This window comes from Marinomonas algae (assembly GCF_047525555.1).
Lineage (GTDB): Bacteria > Pseudomonadota > Gammaproteobacteria > Pseudomonadales > Marinomonadaceae > Marinomonas.
Map to the genome: position 1 here is coordinate 45,801 of NZ_JBLIXK010000004.1, position 17,896 is coordinate 63,696.

Below are 17,896 nucleotides of genomic sequence, written 5' to 3' on the forward strand. Positions count from 1 at the left end.
TATTAAAATAATACAAAACTATATTAATACTCGCTTTTCATTAAGTGAGTTGGCCTATTACTCAAGGTAATTCGGCTGTTTATAACACCCTAAAATAAAGATAAATAAGGGGATAAAAATGACATTATTAAAAACTTTGATGACAACTGCTGTGTGCACGATTGCCATTTCTGCAGCACAGGCGGCGTCAGTGCCTATTGAAAACGCTAGCTTTGAACAAAAGTGGAGTAGCTGGGAAGACACAGACCCTTCCGCTATTTCAGGTGAAGCGTACGAAGGCTCAAAATCTGCAAAACTAGAAGGTGCAGGCGCAAAAGCTGCACAAGTTGTTTCCGTCCAAGAAGACACAGACTACGTCTTAACAGCCTGGGTTAAAGGCAAGGGAACGATTGGCGTCACAGCTGGTGCCAATACCAAAACAGCGAACGTAGACTCTTCCGGTTGGCAACAGGCAACGGTTACCTTTAATTCAGGTTCAAGCTCCTCTGTCACCATCTTTGGTGCTTATAATGGTGGAAAAGGACGCTTTGACGCATTTTCTCTAGAAAGCAAATAAAGCGATTTATCTCAACAAAGCCTTCTCATGTTTCAGTTACGAGAAGGCTTTGCTTATCTCAACGACAAAACTTCTTCCTCCTAATTATTTCGTGTTTCATTTCTCAGTTAATTAGCTTAGATGCACCTAGACGCAAGTAATCTATTGAATCTATAAAGGATGTGTCAGGGCTCTGTAATTTACTGATGAATTGCCCAAAATGTACTTGAAATGAATCTCAAGCAAGGCCATCTTGTGCACTTCACTAAATGTCTAAATATGGAATTACGCCATGCCTACTAACATTGTCGCTGTTTACGGAACTCTTCGTGAGGGTTTAACGAACCATAAATTAATTGCTGGATGCAAACGTATCGGGCTAGGTTGGTTAACAGGTTTTCGTATGTACAATTTAGGCGAATACCCTGGCGTTATTCCGACTCACGATGAAAGCGGCCGCATTCGAGTGGAATGGTACGACGTACCAGATGATGTTTTAGTAGAACTTGATCGTCTTGAAGAATTTGACCCAGATGCATTACAAACCTCACTCTATCTTCGCAAGCGCGTCTTTTCTCCTTATGGGCAAGGCTGGATATACATTTACAACCAACCATTAAGCAGCGCACCTTACATGGAAGCAGGCGACTGGGAGCGCTTCACCCGAGAAGATAACGAACCCAAGCCAGCCAACAACACTTACAAACAGGAAGAAATGCCTCATTACGGGCAAGCTGTGCCTGCTTAGATATAAGCAGGCTACTTTTGCTATTTGCGCCTAAGCATAGTGAAACATGGAGCTTCTTCGGATATAAAGTGACCCCATGTTGACTTAGACAAAAGAAATGACGATATCGACCTAAAAGTCCCCCGGTGCGCACTGCAAACATGTTAGACCTAAATTGCGCCACCCAGCAACAACGGCATCTCTATCATCCAAAACAAGCCAAGGCAAAAAGCCATCGTCGTGAATCTTCTGTAGGAGCTCTTTTTTTACTTCTTCATCTGGCATTTCATCTGCATTTTCAGGACGTAAGTAAACGCCATCAAAAGGCACATTATACTGTTGCATCCAATCGATAGAGTGCTGTCTATGGGACTCTGGACGACCGCTACAAATCAAAATAGATTGCCCTTGTTGCTTTAAAATAGTCACTAAACGCAGTATGTTTTCGATCACTGGGGCATTTTTCATGTGTTCAAAAAATGGGTCCCAATGCTTCTCTGCACCCAGTACCCAATGGGCAACTTGAGTGTGGTCGAATTCTGCAAGTGTGCCATCTAAGTCAACAATAACGGCGTGTTTGGTCATATTGAATTTCCTTTAAGAGGAGTTATTTTCCAACCACCATCATCTTGGTTGGGTATGAAAGATATAGGTGAGACATTGCCAATTCTTGGGCAATAAGGGGTACCGTTAATCACATTATTCAACACTCGGTAAACGCCTGAATGAGCAATAATGAGCGGTTGCGGATATTGTTCTAAAATATCGTTTAGTGCACTGATGATTCGAGCCTCAAAATCATCCCAAGATTCACCATTCGGTGGTGTCACTTCATAAGGTAACTGTTGCTCTATCGGGCAACCTTCTAAATCCCCCCAATTCCGTTCTTTAAGCTGTTCATAAGGGGTTATCGCCTGATTAGGCACCGCATAGAAAGCGGTTCTCTGAGTTCGTTGCAAAGTGCTCGTCGCTACAACACTCCATTTATCCCTATGTAAGTCGTTATTTAAAACGTCACTTAAAACCGACTCTGCATTTTTTGCCTGTTCAATGCCCTGCTCACTCAATGGACTGTCTGTAAAACCACCAATAAGATGAGCTGCATTGAATGTGCTTTGGGCATGGCGGGCAAACACGAATGGTTTACGAATTAATGTCATACGTTTTCTCAATATAAGTTTGTGACGTGACACTTGGACCAAGCGCTGTTTGCCACTCTTGTAGGTCTTTCATGCCATGAAAAAGAGGAACGCACGTATCACAGCCTAGATGATTAATAAGGCGTTTTAAGTCTTGTTTACGTGGATGTACATTCCAACGTACAAAGTGCGCCTTATCTTCACTAATAGCTTGTCGAGCATGCTCAGGAAGATGGCCTGTATAAATAGGCAAGTAGGTTTCTGGTTGAAGTAATAAATCTGCAGCTAAACCACTAACACCATCAGGGTCACCACATAAAATAACTTTCGTATTGAAGTCAAACTGTCTGCCTTTAATACACTCTAATACGGGTCTAGCGTCAGCACATATTCCTTCTATTGGTGACGCCAGGGCCGTTTCTGCTGACAAACAATCTTCACCCAAAGTCCAATCATGAAAGTCTAAAGACGTTAACCAACAAGCTATCTCTAACGCCCGCCCAGTTTGAGGAACTGGCATGACCAAGGACTTTTCTTCCTTTAAAAAACTCAGTAGTGACTGCTTACCTTCCTCTAAGCTGTTGTCATATAAGCCATAAGACGCATCAAGTAGAGCAATTCTTGCTTTGGGTGGCATTGTGAAAGGGTATAAGGTTGACTCCAAGCAAAAATCTCCACTGTAGTAAACACCTTCCCCAATATTTAAATGTAACCACACACCACCAAAAGAATGCCCTGCAGATCCTGTGGTCACTTCAATACCTTCAATTAAGGTCATGCCACCAACGGGTAACGTTTGAAGGTTAAGATGTGTTGGTAATAATTTTCGTACCTCTTGAGTGGCATAAACGGGTACGTTGCCATCAACATCAAGCAAGCCTCCCATGTGATCTTGATGATCATGAGATATTAAAATTGCGTCTAGGTTTTTCGGCTGATTCCAGCCTTTGTCTTCACCCACTTCTAATGAGCCACCCGCATCTAATAAAAGACGTATTTCGCGTGACTCATGGGAAGCTTGGTAAGTGACTAAAATTGCAGCCGCTGTTTTGCGACCTGCTCCGCTGAGAATATCAATGCTAACCTTCATGATTCACTCTCAAGCGACCAAGCTTGCTCAAGACGAATATGATGTGGACTATTGATTGTCATAGGCACATCACTGTAAGTAAGCAGTTTCTGTCCATCTTCCAGTGTTAACTCAATATCATATCTCTCTCCACGAAAGATGCAGTTATCTACTGTCACAACAATGGAGAAAGCATCCGCAGGTACAAAGCGAATATCTTGAGGACGAACAAGCACTGAACTAAAAACCTGTTCAGAAGAATATCTTTTAATCAGATCATGTAGGTCAGTGCTATTAACATATTGTTGTGGGGCAATTTCACTCACCTTCAATACAGAGCCGCGGCCGATAAAATTTGCTAACCAAGTATTTTTCGGCGTGGCATAAAGCGCCTGAGGCGTACCCCATTGCACTAATTCACCCTTGTTCAATACGGCAATGCGATCGGCAAGTGACATGGCCTCGGACTGGTCATGGGTCACATACACGATAGTCGCGCCAGTACGTTTATGGAAAGCACGAAAAGTTTCTTCCATTTTTGCACGTAAATGCCGGTCTAGATTAGCAAGTGGCTCATCAAACAACACCACATCAGGTTCTGTAACCAAACTACGGGCTAGTGCTACACGTTGTCGTTGTCCACCACTAAGCTGCGCAGGTAATCGATCGGCATATTCTGCAAGCTGGACAATTTCTAACGCCTCTTGAATACGTCTATCACGCTCATCCAATTTGATTTTTTGAACCTTAAGCGGATAGCCCACATTGTCTTTCACGCTCATATGTGGCCAAAGAGCATAGGATTGAAAGACCATGCCAAAGTTTCTGTCTTCCGTTGCCACATGATGCTTGTTACTCGAAAGACAAATTTCTCCATGAGTAATTTGTCCATCAGAAACAGGTTCAAACCCAGCCAACATTCTTAGAATAGTGGACTTACCGCAACCACTTGGACCAAGTAATGCAACAAACTCACCCGGTTCAATGGTAAGGTTTAGATTTTTGACAACAGCTTCGCCGTTAAATGACTTATGAAGATTTTCTAATATTAATCGTGCCATGGGATAACTCCTTTTGGCAGTCGAGGGGCACATAGGCTCAGTAAACTCATTAACCCAGCCACCAGCATGACAACCAGCACAGCAATGGCAGAAGCAAGTACACTGTCACCACTTTCATCTAAATTGAAAATCAGTACCCCTAGCGTTTCATTTCCTGCACTCCACAATAAAGCTGAAACCGTCAACTCATTTATCGAGATAAGGAAAACCAATAACCCTCCTGCAAAAAAAGCAGGTGCTGTGAGCGGTAAAATAATATCGACCAGTCGCTTAAGTGGTCGTGCGCCCGCTAATTGAGCCGCTTCTTCTAAAGCAGGATCAAGTTGCGACATCGCACTTAACACTGGTTTCAAACACACGCTCAAAAAACAAGAAAGGTAGGCTAAGAAAATAATGCCTAAAGTGCCGTACAGGCTGACTTCGATAAATGGCAGAGGTTTGGCAAATAACAAAATAAAGGCGATCGCTAAAACAATCCCAGGAATGGCATAAGGCACTTCGATCAAGCTAGCAATCACTGCTCTTGTACGCATTGGCAAACGCATTAAGAGATAACCTAATGGCAGAGAAACGACCATCAAGACAAAAGCGCTCACGAAGGCAAGAAAAACACTGTTTTCAAAAGCTCGTTTGGTTACTCCTTGACGACTGATCATTTCGTGAAAAGCTGAAAATGTCAGTGTATCTAGCGTTAGCGGCATACCTAAGGCAGGCACCAAAGAGCTCACGATCAAAGCGAATAATGGCGCAACTAGAATGAAGCACAGAATCACAGCAAGCAATAACTCAAGGGGTAAACGCCAGCGCTGTAGGCGGAAAGAAATAGACTTAGCGGTGTGTCCTAGCAGAGCATAACGACTGCGCTGTTGTAACCACTGTTGTAACCACATACCCGCCAACACTAATAAGGCAATGATCATTGACAGACCAGCCACTTGGCTCAGCATGTCGTTACCAAAACCTGCCATTTGCTGATAAATCAAGGTTGGCAAAACAATGTAACCAGCAGGGATTCCGAGCATTGCGGGAATACCAAAATTCCCCAACGAAGACACAAACGCCAACGCTGCACCAGCAACAATCGCACTACGACAAAGGGGTACGATGATATCAATCCAAACACGAAACGGAGAGGCTTTTGATAATTGTGCTGCTTCCAATAAATCTTGTGGTAAAGCAATAAGCTGAGTTCGAAGAGCAAGATAAACTAATGGTGCACTTTGAATCCCTAACAACAAGGCAATGCCTTCTGCAGAGTACATTGGCTGAGGGCTACCTAATGCAGGCGCAATACCAAATGTATTTAAAATAGGGCTTGCTGGCCCAAACAACTGTAACCAACTCAATGCCGTTACTTGAGGCGGAATCATCATAGGTAACATAAAGCAGAATACCCAAACTGCACGGCCTCGAATATTCGTTAACGTGGTAACAAAACCGAAACCACAGCCTAAAACAACAGCAATTAAGGTACCTAAACCTGAAGTGTAAAAACTATTTTTTAGCGCAATCCAAGTTCGTCCACTACGTAAAACTTCTGCCAAAGGTGGCGACGCAGACAAGGTAACCTGACTTAGCGCCTCTACAAGCAAACGTAAACTCGGCACAACACTTAAGGCTGCAATTAAGACGAACAATCCTATGGATAACCAGCGAAGCTGACTATCCATAGAAGGTCCATCTATAAAACGCGCTTTAATCAAAGAAGAGGTCATATCGCTTAACCTTCAAAGATCTTACTAAAGCGTGCCTTGTTTGCTTCATTGTTCTCTAGTGTTTTCGCAGCATCAAAAGGCATTAAACGAATTGCCTCACGTTTAGGAAAACCGGCTGGAACACCAATATCACCACGAGCAGGCAAGTAACCTTGCTCCAACACCAACTGCTGACCTTCTTGCGACAAGAGGAAATCAACAAAACGTTTTGCGGCAGCTTTATTTTTCGCGCCCTTCATAATGGCAACGGGCTCAGTCACCATACTTACACCGGTTTTAGGGAAAACAAACTCGATTGGTGAGCCTTTAGCCGCTTCTCGAATGGCTAAGAAATCAACAATGACGCCATAAGGCTTAGTACCTGAAGCTACCGCTTTTAGTACACCGCCGTTACCACCTTGAGCTTTCACTTGGTTTGTATGTAATTGCTCGTAGTAATTCCAACCTAGCGTTTTTTCATCTGTTAACGTCGCAAGATGAATGAGAGCGGCACCAGAATATAGAGGGCTTGGCATTGCTACTTGATTTTTATAGGCCGGTTTTATGAAGTCAGACCAATCCGTTGGCGATTGCGGTGCATTTTTATGATGAACAATGCCAGTCGTAATCAGTTTAGTTCCATAATAATAGCCTTTGTCACTGTACAAGCTATCTTCATATTTTGTGCGATTGGGGCTTAAGTATGATTCCAGATAACCATCTGACACCATAGATTCCATAGTAACGCTGTCCGCAATTAGCAGAACATCAGGCTTCACAACACCAGAAGACAATTCTGCTCGTAGTTTGGTCATCAATTTAGTCGTGCCGTCACGAACCCACTCAACTTTAATATCAGGGTTAGCTGCTTCAAAAGCATCTACCGTCATTTGTGCGTCTTTATTTGGTTGGCTCGTGTACAGAGTCAATATATCTTGAGCTTGCACGGATAATGGGAAAGCAAGGGCTGCTGCGCATATCAATAAAGTCTTCTTCATGGTCATTGGGAAACTCTCTTTTTGATAAGTGAGCTGCAACAATACCGACATAATTTGACACTATAGTGACAAAATATTTTCGTTTAACGACTCGTTACTTTCGTTTCGAAAATCTATTTAAAAAACATGATCAGAAAGGGTTTAGTAATGAATCAGCGTCATCACGAAATTGTTCAATGGATTAACGAGCAAGGGCGACAAACATTACAAGCCGTTGCTGACGAATTTGCGGTATCAGTACAAACAATTCGTTCAGATATCCGACTGTTGGCTGAAAAAGGCTTGTTATTACGCAGTCATGGGGAAGTCATCCCTTTTCCCCATAGAGAAAATATTAGCTTTGACCAAAGGCGAATTCGCAATGCGGAAGGAAAGAAACGTATCGCAGATTTATGTATTAGCAAAATTGCAGATTATCAGTCTATTTTCCTTGGAAGTGGTTCAAGCGTGGCAGAAGTCGCCAGTCAACTAAACACCTTTCAAGGCCTACAAGTAATGACAACCAACCTACATGCGGCTCGAAATTTATGTGAACACCCAGATTGTGAACTGACTATTTCAGGCGGAAAAGTAAGAATGCGAGATCAAGATGTTATTGGTGGAGATGCGATGCGGTTTTTCCAACGATATCGAGCTGACATAGGTATTTTCTCTGTTGCCGCTATCAATAAGCAAGGCCACCTATTCGACTTTACCGATGAAGAAGTCATGGCAAGAGAAGCTTTAGTGGATCACTGTCACTATCGAATATTGGTTATTGATAGTACAAAATTCGAAACAGAATCACGTTGCTTATGGGGGAAAATAAGCGACTATGATTGTGTTATTACAGACAGAGAACCTACCCAGTCGCTATTAAGCAGCCTCAATTATCAGAGCGTTGAAATTCTATACTAGTCATACTGATTTAATCGGTATTTACAAAAACGGCCAGTATTTTTCAATCATTCGATGTATTAAGCGTTTATATGGAGGGCGGAATAAACCTACAGTGTTTGGCCCTCGCTGACGTAGCACAGATTTCCCGTGTGAAAATGTCCGGAAGCCTTCTTCTGCATGATAAGCCCCGACACCGGATGCGCCGACACCACCAAAAGGTAAATCTGGCTGCGCCACTTGAATAATAGTTTGATTAACAACCAAACTGCCGCTGGCAATTTGTAACTCACAACGCGCTTCATCGGCTTTGTTTTGAGTAAAAATATACATGGCCAATGGTCGAGGACGTTGATGAATATAATCAAAGGCTTCATCTATATTTGAATAAGTCAGGATAGGCAACAAAGGCCCAAAAATTTCATCCTGCATAACCGCTAAGGTATCGTCTGGCTGATGCAAAACATGAAACGCCAGTTTATTGGTTTGACCTGCTTGCTCTTCTGCAGCGCTTGTCTCAGCCATTAAATTGTCACATTGCACGCCTGCGGCCAACGCTTCGTCTAAATACCCTTTCAGTCGATTCAACTGACGTTCATTTGCTAAGCTTGTGTAATCTGAACTCTGAATGCCTTTTGGATAATAACGAACCAGCTCCTTTCTCATGAAATCAATAAGAACCTGCTTCTGATCCTGATGACACAGCACGTAATCTGGTGCGACACAGGTTTGTCCTGCGTTTAATGCTTTCCCAAAAATCAGCTTTTTCGCTGTATCCTTTAAGTCAGCAGAAGGCGCAACAAGTAATGGTGATTTCCCTCCTAACTCCAAAGTCACTGGCGTTAGATTTTTAGCCGCATTGTGCATCACGATACGACCAACAGAGGTTGAACCTGTAAACAGTAGATGATCAAACGCGACTTGACTGAATGCATCTGCAACTGCAACATCCGCTTCACCTTCCACCAGCTCAACCCAATCTTCCCCTAAAGATTCGTGCAATATATCTCGCAATACTTTGTTCGTTTCCGGACAAAACTCCGACACTTTCATCATCACTCGGTTGCCAGCTGCAATAGCACCAACCAAAGGCCCTAAACAGAGCAAAACGGGATAATTCCAAGGTGAGACAACACCAACAACGCCTTTGGGCTGATACATCACTTTAGCAGCGGCAGGAAAGCTGCTGATATGCACTCGACGTTTTGATGACCGCATCCATTTAGCAAGGTGGCTTTTAGCGTGCTTGATTTCACCCAATAATGGAATCAACTCAATCAAGCGAGACTCTTCATGAGCGCGACAACCAAAGTCTTTATTCAAGGCTCTTAACAAGGCTTTCTCATGACGTAATAAAGCGGTTTGTAGGCTCGTTAAGCATTCCAGACGTTCTTCTTTTGTAGGAAAAGGCGCTTGTTGAGCCAGTGACTTTAATCGGCCAAACGCAGTATGAATTTCATCTTCGGTGTAAAAAGGTGCATTACTCATCATGGCCTCTTTCTTTGAATTTGTTGTTGTTTTATTGACTACACTATTAAGTGACTTAGACGAAATTACAAGGAGTAAGTTATGGCGACTATTTTATGTTACGGCGACTCTCTCACATGGGGCAGTATTCCAAACGGTGGACGCTATCCCAAACACCTGCGCTGGCCATCCATGTTGAATGATCTATTAGGCCACCACCATGACGTCATTAATTTTGGGTTACCTGGCCGAACTACCTTATGGAATGACCCTTTTTTAGAGGGCAGAAATGGCTTGGCTTACCTGCAAGCAGCGTTAGAAACCTTTGGACCTGTTGATATTTTAATCTTGATGTTAGGCACGAACGATTTGAAGCGTCATTTCAATGTTGGAGCCTACGAAGCCGCAAAAGGCATCGAAAAGTTGATAGAAAGGTCAAGAATGCCAAATTCTCACGGATTTCCAAATCCAACACTTGTCGTCGTCGCACCACCAAATATTTTATCCCCAATGGGGACTTTGGCCGCCAATTTCGACGGAGCCATTGAAAAGTCTCAACATTTTCACCAACACTACCAAGATATGGCCATTCACAACAATTGTCTTTTCCTGAATTCTGCTGGTATTTTGCAACCAAGCGAAGTCGATGGCGTACACTTGGATTCATCTGCGAACGAGCAACTGGCTCGTGCTTTGTTTGATTTAATAAAGCCACATATTAGTTCTTAGGATATTGTTTTATAAGAGGTTTATTGGGATCTCTTAATAAAAGAGGTAACCGTCGATTAAGAATTAATATTAATCATGAAAATCTAAGAAGTCATTTTTATAAAATAAAAGTCTGTTTCACTCTTGACTTTGTAAAGAAGAAATTGCAGCGCAAAAGTAAAAAAGCTGAAATTGTATGAAATATGCACGATTATTTAAAAACATCTCTATTTTTTCGAAATAATCTTGCGTAAGAATTTTCTTACACAAAGTTATCCACAGGATGTGGGTGCCGCAATTCCTTATAAGGTAACCGACTAATTTCTAAGAATATTCTGCGTTTTTCCTTCTGTATGCTCAATTTCTGTGCTTTTTGTGCCTCGTAATTCATTAACAAGTACGTATTATTGAGTGATCAAAAAGCAACATATTGAGCAAAACAACGAGGAGAATGCAATGAAAGTCAGCTTCATCGGATTAGGAACAATGGGCTACCCAATGGCAGGCCATGTCAGCAAAGCAGGCCATGATGTCACTGTATATAATCGCTCAAGCCAAAAAGCCCAAACTTGGTGTGAACAGTATTCAGGAACGTCTGCACCAACACCTGCATTAGCAGCTCAAGCAGCAGACATTGTTTTAACTTGTGTTGGTAATGACGATGATTTGCGCGCGGTATATTTAGGCGATGACGGTGCGTTTCAAAATGCCCAAAAAGGCACCATGTTTATCGATCACACAACCGCTTCTGCAGAAGTCGCCAAAGAGCTAGCGCAAGCAGCACACGAGCGAGGCTTCTTATTTATGGATGCGCCGGTTTCTGGCGGCCAAGCAGGCGCTGAAAATGGCGTATTAACCGTCATGATCGGCGGAGAGCAAAGCGACTTAGACAAAGCGCAACCTGTATTGGACTGCTATGCAAAAGCCACCACTCTGATGGGGCCAGTCGGTAATGGCCAACTAACAAAAATGGTGAACCAAATTCTGATCGGCGGTGTTTTATCCGGTTTATCAGAAGGTATTCGTTTTGCACAGAAAGCTAATTTAGACATTGCAACCTTGGTCGACACATTAAAGTATGGCGCGGCAGGTTCTTGGCAACTGGAAAACCGTGGTGAAACCATGGCGAAAGACGAGTTTGATTTTGGCTTCGCGATAGAATGGATGCATAAGGATTTGAGCCTCTGCTTAACTCAAGCCGAAAAAATGGGTATCACGTTACCTCTAACAGAAGCGGTTGATCAGGATTACCAAGATTTAATACAGGAAGGCCGAGGTCGCCAAGATACATCTGTATTAGTCAAAGCATTCGATAAAAAAGCTTAATACTGAAGCTTTCTGGTTATGACTCAAAGCCCAGTGACTTTCACGTTATGGGCTTTTTTGGGGAACTATTCAGTTTTGCTGTCCAACATAATCCTCCTATGATCAAGCTATCTATTCTTCACCTCAATCACTAATTAGAATGCAAAAAGACCTTAATTTTGCCTATCTCATTTTTTTATCTCACAAAAAACACATATAAAGCTCATTATTGACCTATATAAAGCCAAACCAAAATCCTTATATAACAATACCCTACACAATTTATACACATTCTTTATTCATTAGATGCATAGCGCATATCGTTATTTCGATTGGTCATTTAATAACGCTTCAGTAATCTTCAAGGAGGCAACTTTCGGACGACCTTGATTATTCAAGGGCGTTTAAGTGGCTAAAGGGGGCTCAAGGATGAGATAGAACAACCTAGTTTAAACAAGTATTTAAGCTAGGTTGTATTTCTAATAAGTACACCATAGACACTTTCCCCACTATTAAAAATCACAAAAGTAACGAATACCTTGATTCGACTTCCCACGTGTTCGCACGATAAATAATTATGTTAATTGGAGAGTTACAATGAAAAAAGGGTTAGGAAAACTGACGCTTGCACTTATGGCCGCTGGAGCAATCAGTACATCTGCTCATGCAGCAACCACATTAGTTTACTGTTCAGAAGGTAGCCCTGAAGGCTTTAACGCTTCACTTTATACTTCTGGCACCACTTTTGATGCTTCATCAAAAAACATGTTTAACCGTTTGCTAGAATTCAAACTCGGCACCACAGAAACAGAGCCTGGTCTTGCTGAAAGCTACGATGTATCAAGTGACGGTCTTGAATACACATTCCACCTACGTAAAGGTGTTAAATTCCATTCAACAAAAGATTTTAAGCCAACACGCGATTTTAATGCGGACGATGTAATTTTCTCTTTCAATCGTCAAGGCGATAAGAGTCACCCTTACCACATGGTTTCTGGCGGCTCTTACGAATATTACACAGCAATGGGCATGGACACCCTGATCAAAGAAATCGTTAAGGTCGATGACTACACGGTGAAATTTGTTCTTAACCAACCAGAAGCGCCTTTTGTTGCTAACATGGCAATGGACTTCGCATCTATCTTCTCTAAAGAACAAGCAGATAAATTAATGGCTGCTGGCACGCCTGAAAAACTAGACAGCGACCCAGTTGGCACAGGTCCTTTCCAAAAAGTTCAGTACCGTAAAGACTCTTTGATCCGCTACACAGCGTTTGAAGACTACTGGAAAGGCAAAGCAAAAGTTGATCGCCTTGTTTTCTCTATCACGCCAGATGCTTCTGTTCGCTATGCAAAACTAAAAGCAGGCGAATGTGATGTGATGCCTTACCCGAATCCAGCAGACCTTCAGCAAATGGAAGCGGATCCAAACATCAACCTACTAAGCCAAGAAGGCTTAAACGTTGGTTACCTAGCATTTAACACTCAGAAAAAACCATTTGATGATGTTCGAGTTCGCCAAGCATTAAACCTAGCGACAGATAAAAGCGCCATCATTGATACGGTTTTCCAAGGTGCTGGTAAAGCGGCTAAAAACCCGATTCCACCAACAATGTGGTCTTACAATGAAGACGTTGTGGATTACCCATACGATCCTGTAAAAGCGAAACAACTGTTAGCGGAAGCCGGTTATCCAGATGGTTTCACTACCAATATTTGGGCGATGCCAGTTCAGCGTCCATATAATCCAAATGCTCGCCGTATGGCGGAAGTGATGCAGGAAGATTGGTCAAAAATTGGCGTAAAAGCAGAAATCGTTTCTTACGAATGGGGTGAATACCTAGATCGTTCTAAGAAAGGTGAACACGACACAGTTCTACTAGGTTGGACTGGTGATAATGGTGATCCAGATAACTTCCTGTATGTGTTACTTGGCTGTGAAGGCGTTGGTGGTTCTAACCGCGCACAATGGTGTAATGAAGAGTTCAACAACTTATTGCTAAGCGCAAAACGCACAGCAGATAAAGCAGAACGTACTAAGTTGTATGAAGAGTCTCAGGTTGTTTTCAAGCGTGAAGCGCCTTGGATCACCGTTGCTCACTCTGTTGTTTACGAGCCAATTCGTAAAGAAGTAAAAGGCTACAAAGTAGACCCTCTTGGTGGTCACTTCTTCTACAACGTTAGTAAATAACGTTTAGAAAGCCGTCCTTGATTGGACATTTATAAAATGCCTACTCGCTGGGACGTGAGTAGGCATTTTGTTCATAGAGCAAACCGGATTAAACCTATTTTTAATCAAACCACTGTTCGAATCCCAGTGATGTGCTCCTATAACACGGTAAGAGAATCAGTCCTTTATGTTTCAATTTATTTTTCGTCGTTTAAGTCTCGTTATCCCGACGTTTCTCGGAATAACCTTATTGACCTTTACCCTTATTCGCCTAATACCGGGTGACCCTATTGATGTTATGGCCGGTGAACGTGGTGTCAGTGCAGAACGTCACGCTGAATTAAGCGCTCAACTAGGTTTTGATAAGCCATTATATATTCAATACTTTCGTTATGTGGCAGGCGTTCTACAAGGTGACTTAGGTAACTCTCTGGTTACGAAAGAACCTGTCATGAGCGAATTCCTAACCCTATTCCCTGCCACAATAGAATTAGCAACCTGCGCGGCGATTTTTGCCATACTCGTTGGCTTACCTGCAGGTATTTTTGCAGCGGTAAAACGCGGCACAATTGTTGATCATTCTGTCATGACCTTTTCTCTGACAGGCTATTCAATGCCCATCTTCTGGTGGGCTTTACTGCTGATGTTGGTCTTTTCTGTCAACCTTGGTTGGACACCCGTTTCTGGGCGAATCGACGTCACTTATTGGATAGATGATGTCACTGGCTTTATGTTAATTGACACTTTCTTATCTGATGAAGAAGGCGCATTTTCCTCCGCTGTTTCTCACCTTATTTTGCCAAGCATCGTTCTTGGCACCATACCAATGGCTGTCATTGCTCGTATGACGCGTTCTTCCATGTTGGAAGTACTAAGCGAAGATTACATACGTACCGCCCGAGCTAAAGGCATCGCGCCTTGGCGAGTCATTGTTATTCATGCTTTGCGTAACGCGCTGATTCCCGTGATTACCGTCATTGGTCTACAGGTTGGTATTTTGTTATCTGGGGCTATTCTGACCGAAACCGTATTTGCTTGGCCTGGCATTGGCAAATGGCTGATCGAATCCATCGGGCGCCGTGATTATCCAGTTGTACAAGGCGGTATCTTAATTGTCGCTTGCATTATTATTGTCGTGAATCTTCTTGTTGATATTACATACGGCATTGTAAATCCACGTATTCGACATAGCCGATAAGGAGGCGTTTATGACTACATCTATCGAAACGTCCACAGAAAATAACGAACTTACCGCACCAGTTCCTATGACACCGCTGCAAGAGTTTTGGCATTATTTCAGCAGCAACAAAGGTGCTTTAGGTGGCCTTGTGGTGATTACCTTAATTTTCTTCATGGCTGTCTTTGCGAATTTTGTTGCACCACATTCTCCGTCTGATCAATACCGTGATGCTTTGTTGCTACCACCAGCTTGGTTGGAGGGCGGAAACTGGTCTTTTGTATTAGGAACGGATGACGTTGGCCGCGATATCTTGTCGCGCTTAATCCACGGTTCTCGTTTGTCGATTGCTGTCGGTATTGTGGCGGTAACGGCTTCTTTGGTGATGGGGATTTTACTTGGCCTTGTGGCTGGCTATTTCAAAGGCATGATAGACACGGCAATCATGCGAATCGTCGACATCATGCTGGCTATGCCGAGCTTGCTTTTAGCCATTGCGATTGTGGCGATTTTGGGGCCAAGCATTGTTAATGCGGCGTTGGCGATTTCCATCGTCTCATTGCCTCATTACGTGCGCTTAACTCGCGCAGCGACCATGGCTGAGATGTCTCGTGACTATGTAACCTCTTCGCGGGTTATTGGTGCCAGCCCATTGCGCCTGATGTTTGTGTGTATTTTACCAAACTGTTTAGCACCTTTAATCGTGCAAGCCACATTAGGGTTCTCAACGGCAATTCTTGATATGGCAGCGCTGGGCTTTCTTGGTCTTGGCGCACAACCACCAACCCCTGAATGGGGATCAATGCTGGCTAATGCTCTGCAGTTCGTACAACGCGCATGGTGGGTTGTAACCTTCCCAGGTTTGATGATTTTGATCACCGTATTGGCGTTTAACCTCATGGGCGATGGCTTACGCGATGCCCTCGATCCCAAGTTAAAACAGTAAGAGAGGTTCAGATGTCACTGTTACAGTTGGAAAATTTAAGCGTTACCTTCGGCAATTTTCGCGCCGTAGATAACATCAGTTATAAGGTCGAGGAAGGGGAAGTCCTTGGCATCGTTGGGGAATCAGGCTCAGGCAAAAGTGTCAGCTCTTTGTCTATCATGGGGTTAATTGATTTCCCCGGCAAAGTGAGTGCAGACCAACTTACTTTTGATAACCAAGACCTACAAGCCATGCCAGAAAAGCAACGTCGTAAGCTAACAGGCTCAGACATTGCAATGATCTTCCAAGATCCAATGACGAGTTTGAATCCATGCTTTACCGTGGGTTATCAAATTATTGAAGCGCTAAAAACGCACCAAGGCGGCAGCAAGAAAGAGTTAAAAGCTCGTGCCATTGAGCTGCTTACCCAAGTTGGTATTCCAGCACCAGAATCTCGTTTGGATAATTACCCTCATCAGCTTTCTGGTGGTATGAGCCAACGTGTGATGATCGCAATTTCTATCGCGTGCAATCCACGACTTTTGATCGCTGATGAGCCAACAACGGCTTTAGATGTCACAATACAAGCTCAAATCATTGATCTACTAATTGACCTACAACGCAAAAAACAAATGGGGTTAGTCCTGATTACTCACGATTTGGCACTTGTGGCGGAAGTGGCTCATCGCGTTATTGTGATGTACGCAGGACAAATTGTTGAGTCCGGCCCTGCATCAGAAGTCTTTAGCACACCAAGACACCCGTATACTCAAGCTTTGCTTGCCTCTTTGCCTGAGTCATCTGCTGGCAAGACACGACTTGAAGCGCTTCCTGGCGTGGTGCCAGGTCAATATGACCGGCCTCTTGGTTGCTTATTAAGCCCTCGCTGCCCTTATGCCACAGATCATTGCCGTAAAGTGGAACCAGAAAACCAAGGTGATCTTAACCGCCAAGTAAAATGCCACACGCCATTGAACAGCGAAGGGAGACCAGCCGCATGAATCAAAAAGACATCGAACTCATTCTAAAAGCGGATGATTTAAAACAGCACTATCAGGTGAAGCAAGGCTTACTGAAACCAAACGCTGTAGTAAAAGCCGTTGATGGCATAAGCTTTCAGCTTGAAAAAGGCAAAACGCTGGCGGTTGTTGGTGAATCTGGTTGTGGTAAATCAACTCTAGGTCGTATGTTAACTATGATTGAAACACCAACCAGTGGTAGCTTGGCACATCTAGGTGAAGACTTACTAACCTTAACGAAAGATGCTCAAAAGAAACTTCGCCAGAAGATCCAGATCATCTTTCAGAATCCTTATGGTTCTTTGAATCCACGTAAGAAAATTGGCGCAATTTTGGAAGAACCTTTGGTTATTAACACCAATTTGTCAAAAGCAGAGCGTAAAGAAAAAGCCGTCTCTATTATGGAGAAGGTTGGCTTGAAGGCAGAACATTATGATCGCTATCCACACATGTTCTCTGGTGGCCAACGTCAGCGGATTGCCATCGCTCGCGGCTTGATGCTGGATCCAAATGTCATCGTCGCGGATGAGCCAGTCTCAGCGCTCGACGTATCCGTTCAGGCGCAGGTTTTAAACTTGATGATGGACTTGCAAGAAGAATTTGGTCTGAGTTATGTGTTCATTTCCCATGACCTGTCCGTAGTTGAGCACATCGCCGACGATGTTATGGTGATGTACCTCGGTAAAGTAGTGGAACAAGGCACTCGAGAACAATTGTTTAATAATCCTCAGCACCCTTACACCTTAGCTTTGCTGTCTAGTACACCTCAACTCTCGCCAGAGAAACGTCGGACACGAATTAAGTTAGAGGGTGAACTACCGTCACCACTGAACCCACCATCTGGATGTGCTTTTCACGGTCGTTGCAGTTATGCCAATGATCGCTGTAAGAGCGAAACACCAGCATTGAGATTAGACAATAGTGACAGCCAAGAACAAGGCCACCTAATTGCATGTCATGCAGTAGAAGAAAATCGTATAGAGAACTACACGCAGAGTGTTGCTTAGACAGAATTGCTCACAGAGAG

General features: G+C 43.3%; 17 protein-coding genes. 10 read left to right on the forward strand and 7 right to left on the reverse strand.

Annotation, left to right across the window (positions count from 1 at the left end; translation table 11 throughout):
- Positions 1-118 precede the first annotated feature (118 nt).
- Both ACMUMQ_RS08150 and ACMUMQ_RS08155 read left to right on the forward strand, forming a co-directional pair.
- Positions 119-556 carry a carbohydrate binding domain-containing protein gene (locus ACMUMQ_RS08150; RefSeq protein WP_414681494.1) on the forward strand — a complete coding sequence of 146 codons (438 nt, stop codon included), beginning with the start codon at positions 119-121 and terminating at the stop codon, positions 554-556.
- A gap of 271 nt (positions 557-827) precedes the next feature.
- Positions 828-1,283, forward strand: a complete 456-nt coding sequence (locus ACMUMQ_RS08155; RefSeq protein WP_414681495.1) for a gamma-glutamylcyclotransferase family protein — start codon at positions 828-830, stop codon at positions 1,281-1,283.
- 111 nt (positions 1,284-1,394) lie between these two features.
- On the opposite strand, the gene ACMUMQ_RS08160 is transcribed toward ACMUMQ_RS08155, so the two are convergent.
- From ACMUMQ_RS08160 to ACMUMQ_RS08185, 6 genes are read right to left on the reverse strand one after another with little or no spacing between them, the layout of a single operon-like run.
- The gene (locus ACMUMQ_RS08160; protein ID WP_414681496.1) at positions 1,395-1,847 is read right to left on the reverse strand and encodes a phosphatase domain-containing protein; all 453 of its coding nucleotides are present in this window, start codon (positions 1,845-1,847) and stop codon (positions 1,395-1,397) included.
- The gene (locus ACMUMQ_RS08165; RefSeq protein WP_414681497.1) at positions 1,844-2,422 is read right to left on the reverse strand and encodes a histidine phosphatase family protein; all 579 of its coding nucleotides are present in this window, start codon (positions 2,420-2,422) and stop codon (positions 1,844-1,846) included. The genes ACMUMQ_RS08160 and ACMUMQ_RS08165 overlap by 4 nt, the downstream gene beginning before the upstream one ends.
- Positions 2,406-3,491 (reverse strand): MBL fold metallo-hydrolase, encoded by a 1,086-nt coding sequence (locus ACMUMQ_RS08170; protein ID WP_414681498.1) that lies wholly within the window; start codon positions 3,489-3,491, stop codon positions 2,406-2,408. Before ACMUMQ_RS08170 ends, ACMUMQ_RS08165 begins: the two co-directional genes overlap by 17 nt.
- Positions 3,488-4,531 (reverse strand): ABC transporter ATP-binding protein, encoded by a 1,044-nt coding sequence (locus ACMUMQ_RS08175; protein ID WP_414681499.1) that lies wholly within the window; start codon positions 4,529-4,531, stop codon positions 3,488-3,490. Before ACMUMQ_RS08175 ends, ACMUMQ_RS08170 begins: the two co-directional genes overlap by 4 nt.
- Positions 4,519-6,201: an ABC transporter permease gene (locus ACMUMQ_RS08180; RefSeq protein WP_414681620.1), complete on the reverse strand. Its 1,683-nt coding sequence runs from the start codon at positions 6,199-6,201 to the stop codon at positions 4,519-4,521. The genes ACMUMQ_RS08175 and ACMUMQ_RS08180 overlap by 13 nt, the downstream gene beginning before the upstream one ends.
- Before the next feature lie 50 nt (positions 6,202-6,251).
- Positions 6,252-7,229 carry an ABC transporter substrate-binding protein gene (locus tag ACMUMQ_RS08185; RefSeq protein ID WP_527195809.1) on the reverse strand — a complete coding sequence of 326 codons (978 nt, stop codon included), beginning with the start codon at positions 7,227-7,229 and terminating at the stop codon, positions 6,252-6,254.
- Between the two features lie 141 nt (positions 7,230-7,370).
- Here ACMUMQ_RS08185 and ACMUMQ_RS08190 point away from each other — a divergent pair, with 141 nt between their 5' ends.
- Complete coding sequence (locus tag ACMUMQ_RS08190) at positions 7,371-8,120, forward strand: DeoR/GlpR family DNA-binding transcription regulator (RefSeq protein ID WP_414681501.1); 750 nt, start codon at positions 7,371-7,373, stop codon at positions 8,118-8,120.
- Between the two features lie 21 nt (positions 8,121-8,141).
- Here ACMUMQ_RS08190 and ACMUMQ_RS08195 read toward each other — a convergent pair whose 3' ends face one another.
- Entirely contained in the window at positions 8,142-9,653 is a 1,512-nt protein-coding gene (locus tag ACMUMQ_RS08195; RefSeq protein WP_414681621.1) for a coniferyl aldehyde dehydrogenase, read from the reverse strand.
- Positions 9,654-9,668: 15 nt separating this feature from the next.
- On the opposite strand from ACMUMQ_RS08195, the gene ACMUMQ_RS08200 reads away from it, so the two are divergent.
- The 7 genes from ACMUMQ_RS08200 (at position 9,669) to ACMUMQ_RS08230 (ending at position 17,876) form a co-directional block, all read left to right on the forward strand.
- Entirely contained in the window at positions 9,669-10,295 is a 627-nt protein-coding gene (locus ACMUMQ_RS08200) for an SGNH/GDSL hydrolase family protein (RefSeq protein WP_414681502.1), read from the forward strand.
- 435 nt (positions 10,296-10,730) lie between these two features.
- Entirely contained in the window at positions 10,731-11,600 is an 870-nt protein-coding gene (locus ACMUMQ_RS08205; RefSeq protein ID WP_414681503.1) for an NAD(P)-dependent oxidoreductase, read from the forward strand.
- A gap of 576 nt (positions 11,601-12,176) precedes the next feature.
- Complete coding sequence (locus ACMUMQ_RS08210) at positions 12,177-13,769, forward strand: ABC transporter substrate-binding protein (RefSeq protein ID WP_414681504.1); 1,593 nt, start codon at positions 12,177-12,179, stop codon at positions 13,767-13,769.
- Positions 13,770-13,935: 166 nt separating this feature from the next.
- Positions 13,936-14,946, forward strand: coding sequence for an ABC transporter permease subunit (locus ACMUMQ_RS08215; protein ID WP_414681505.1), 1,011 nt, complete (start codon positions 13,936-13,938; stop codon positions 14,944-14,946).
- Positions 14,947-14,956: 10 nt separating this feature from the next.
- On the forward strand, positions 14,957-15,871 hold the full coding sequence (dppC, locus tag ACMUMQ_RS08220) for a dipeptide ABC transporter permease DppC (RefSeq protein WP_414681506.1): 915 nt from the start codon (positions 14,957-14,959) through the stop codon (positions 15,869-15,871).
- An 11-nt stretch (positions 15,872-15,882) separates the two neighbouring features.
- Complete coding sequence (gene dppD, locus ACMUMQ_RS08225) at positions 15,883-16,851, forward strand: dipeptide ABC transporter ATP-binding protein (protein ID WP_414681507.1); 969 nt, start codon at positions 15,883-15,885, stop codon at positions 16,849-16,851.
- Positions 16,848-17,876: a peptide ABC transporter ATP-binding protein gene (locus tag ACMUMQ_RS08230; protein WP_414681508.1), complete on the forward strand. Its 1,029-nt coding sequence runs from the start codon at positions 16,848-16,850 to the stop codon at positions 17,874-17,876. Before dppD ends, ACMUMQ_RS08230 begins: the two co-directional genes overlap by 4 nt.
- Positions 17,877-17,896: the final 20 nt, after the last annotated feature.

Coding starts and splice junctions, on each gene's coding strand:
- ACMUMQ_RS08150 (WP_414681494.1), top strand. CDS start 119: ATGACATTATTAAAAACTTTGATGACAACTGCTGTGTGCACGATTGCC.
- ACMUMQ_RS08155 (WP_414681495.1), top strand. CDS start 828: ATGCCTACTAACATTGTCGCTGTTTACGGAACTCTTCGTGAGGGTTTA.
- ACMUMQ_RS08160 (WP_414681496.1), bottom strand. CDS start 1,847: ATGACCAAACACGCCGTTATTGTTGACTTAGATGGCACACTTGCAGAA.
- ACMUMQ_RS08165 (WP_414681497.1), bottom strand. CDS start 2,422: ATGACATTAATTCGTAAACCATTCGTGTTTGCCCGCCATGCCCAAAGC.
- ACMUMQ_RS08170 (WP_414681498.1), bottom strand. CDS start 3,491: ATGAAGGTTAGCATTGATATTCTCAGCGGAGCAGGTCGCAAAACAGCG.
- ACMUMQ_RS08175 (WP_414681499.1), bottom strand. CDS start 4,531: ATGGCACGATTAATATTAGAAAATCTTCATAAGTCATTTAACGGCGAA.
- ACMUMQ_RS08180 (WP_414681620.1), bottom strand. CDS start 6,201: ATGGATAGTCAGCTTCGCTGGTTATCCATAGGATTGTTCGTCTTAATT.
- ACMUMQ_RS08185 (WP_527195809.1), bottom strand. CDS start 7,229: ATGACCATGAAGAAGACTTTATTGATATGCGCAGCAGCCCTTGCTTTC.
- ACMUMQ_RS08190 (WP_414681501.1), top strand. CDS start 7,371: ATGAATCAGCGTCATCACGAAATTGTTCAATGGATTAACGAGCAAGGG.
- ACMUMQ_RS08200 (WP_414681502.1), top strand. CDS start 9,669: ATGGCGACTATTTTATGTTACGGCGACTCTCTCACATGGGGCAGTATT.
- ACMUMQ_RS08205 (WP_414681503.1), top strand. CDS start 10,731: ATGAAAGTCAGCTTCATCGGATTAGGAACAATGGGCTACCCAATGGCA.
- ACMUMQ_RS08210 (WP_414681504.1), top strand. CDS start 12,177: ATGAAAAAAGGGTTAGGAAAACTGACGCTTGCACTTATGGCCGCTGGA.
- ACMUMQ_RS08215 (WP_414681505.1), top strand. CDS start 13,936: ATGTTTCAATTTATTTTTCGTCGTTTAAGTCTCGTTATCCCGACGTTT.
- dppC (WP_414681506.1), top strand. CDS start 14,957: ATGACTACATCTATCGAAACGTCCACAGAAAATAACGAACTTACCGCA.
- dppD (WP_414681507.1), top strand. CDS start 15,883: ATGTCACTGTTACAGTTGGAAAATTTAAGCGTTACCTTCGGCAATTTT.
- ACMUMQ_RS08230 (WP_414681508.1), top strand. CDS start 16,848: ATGAATCAAAAAGACATCGAACTCATTCTAAAAGCGGATGATTTAAAA.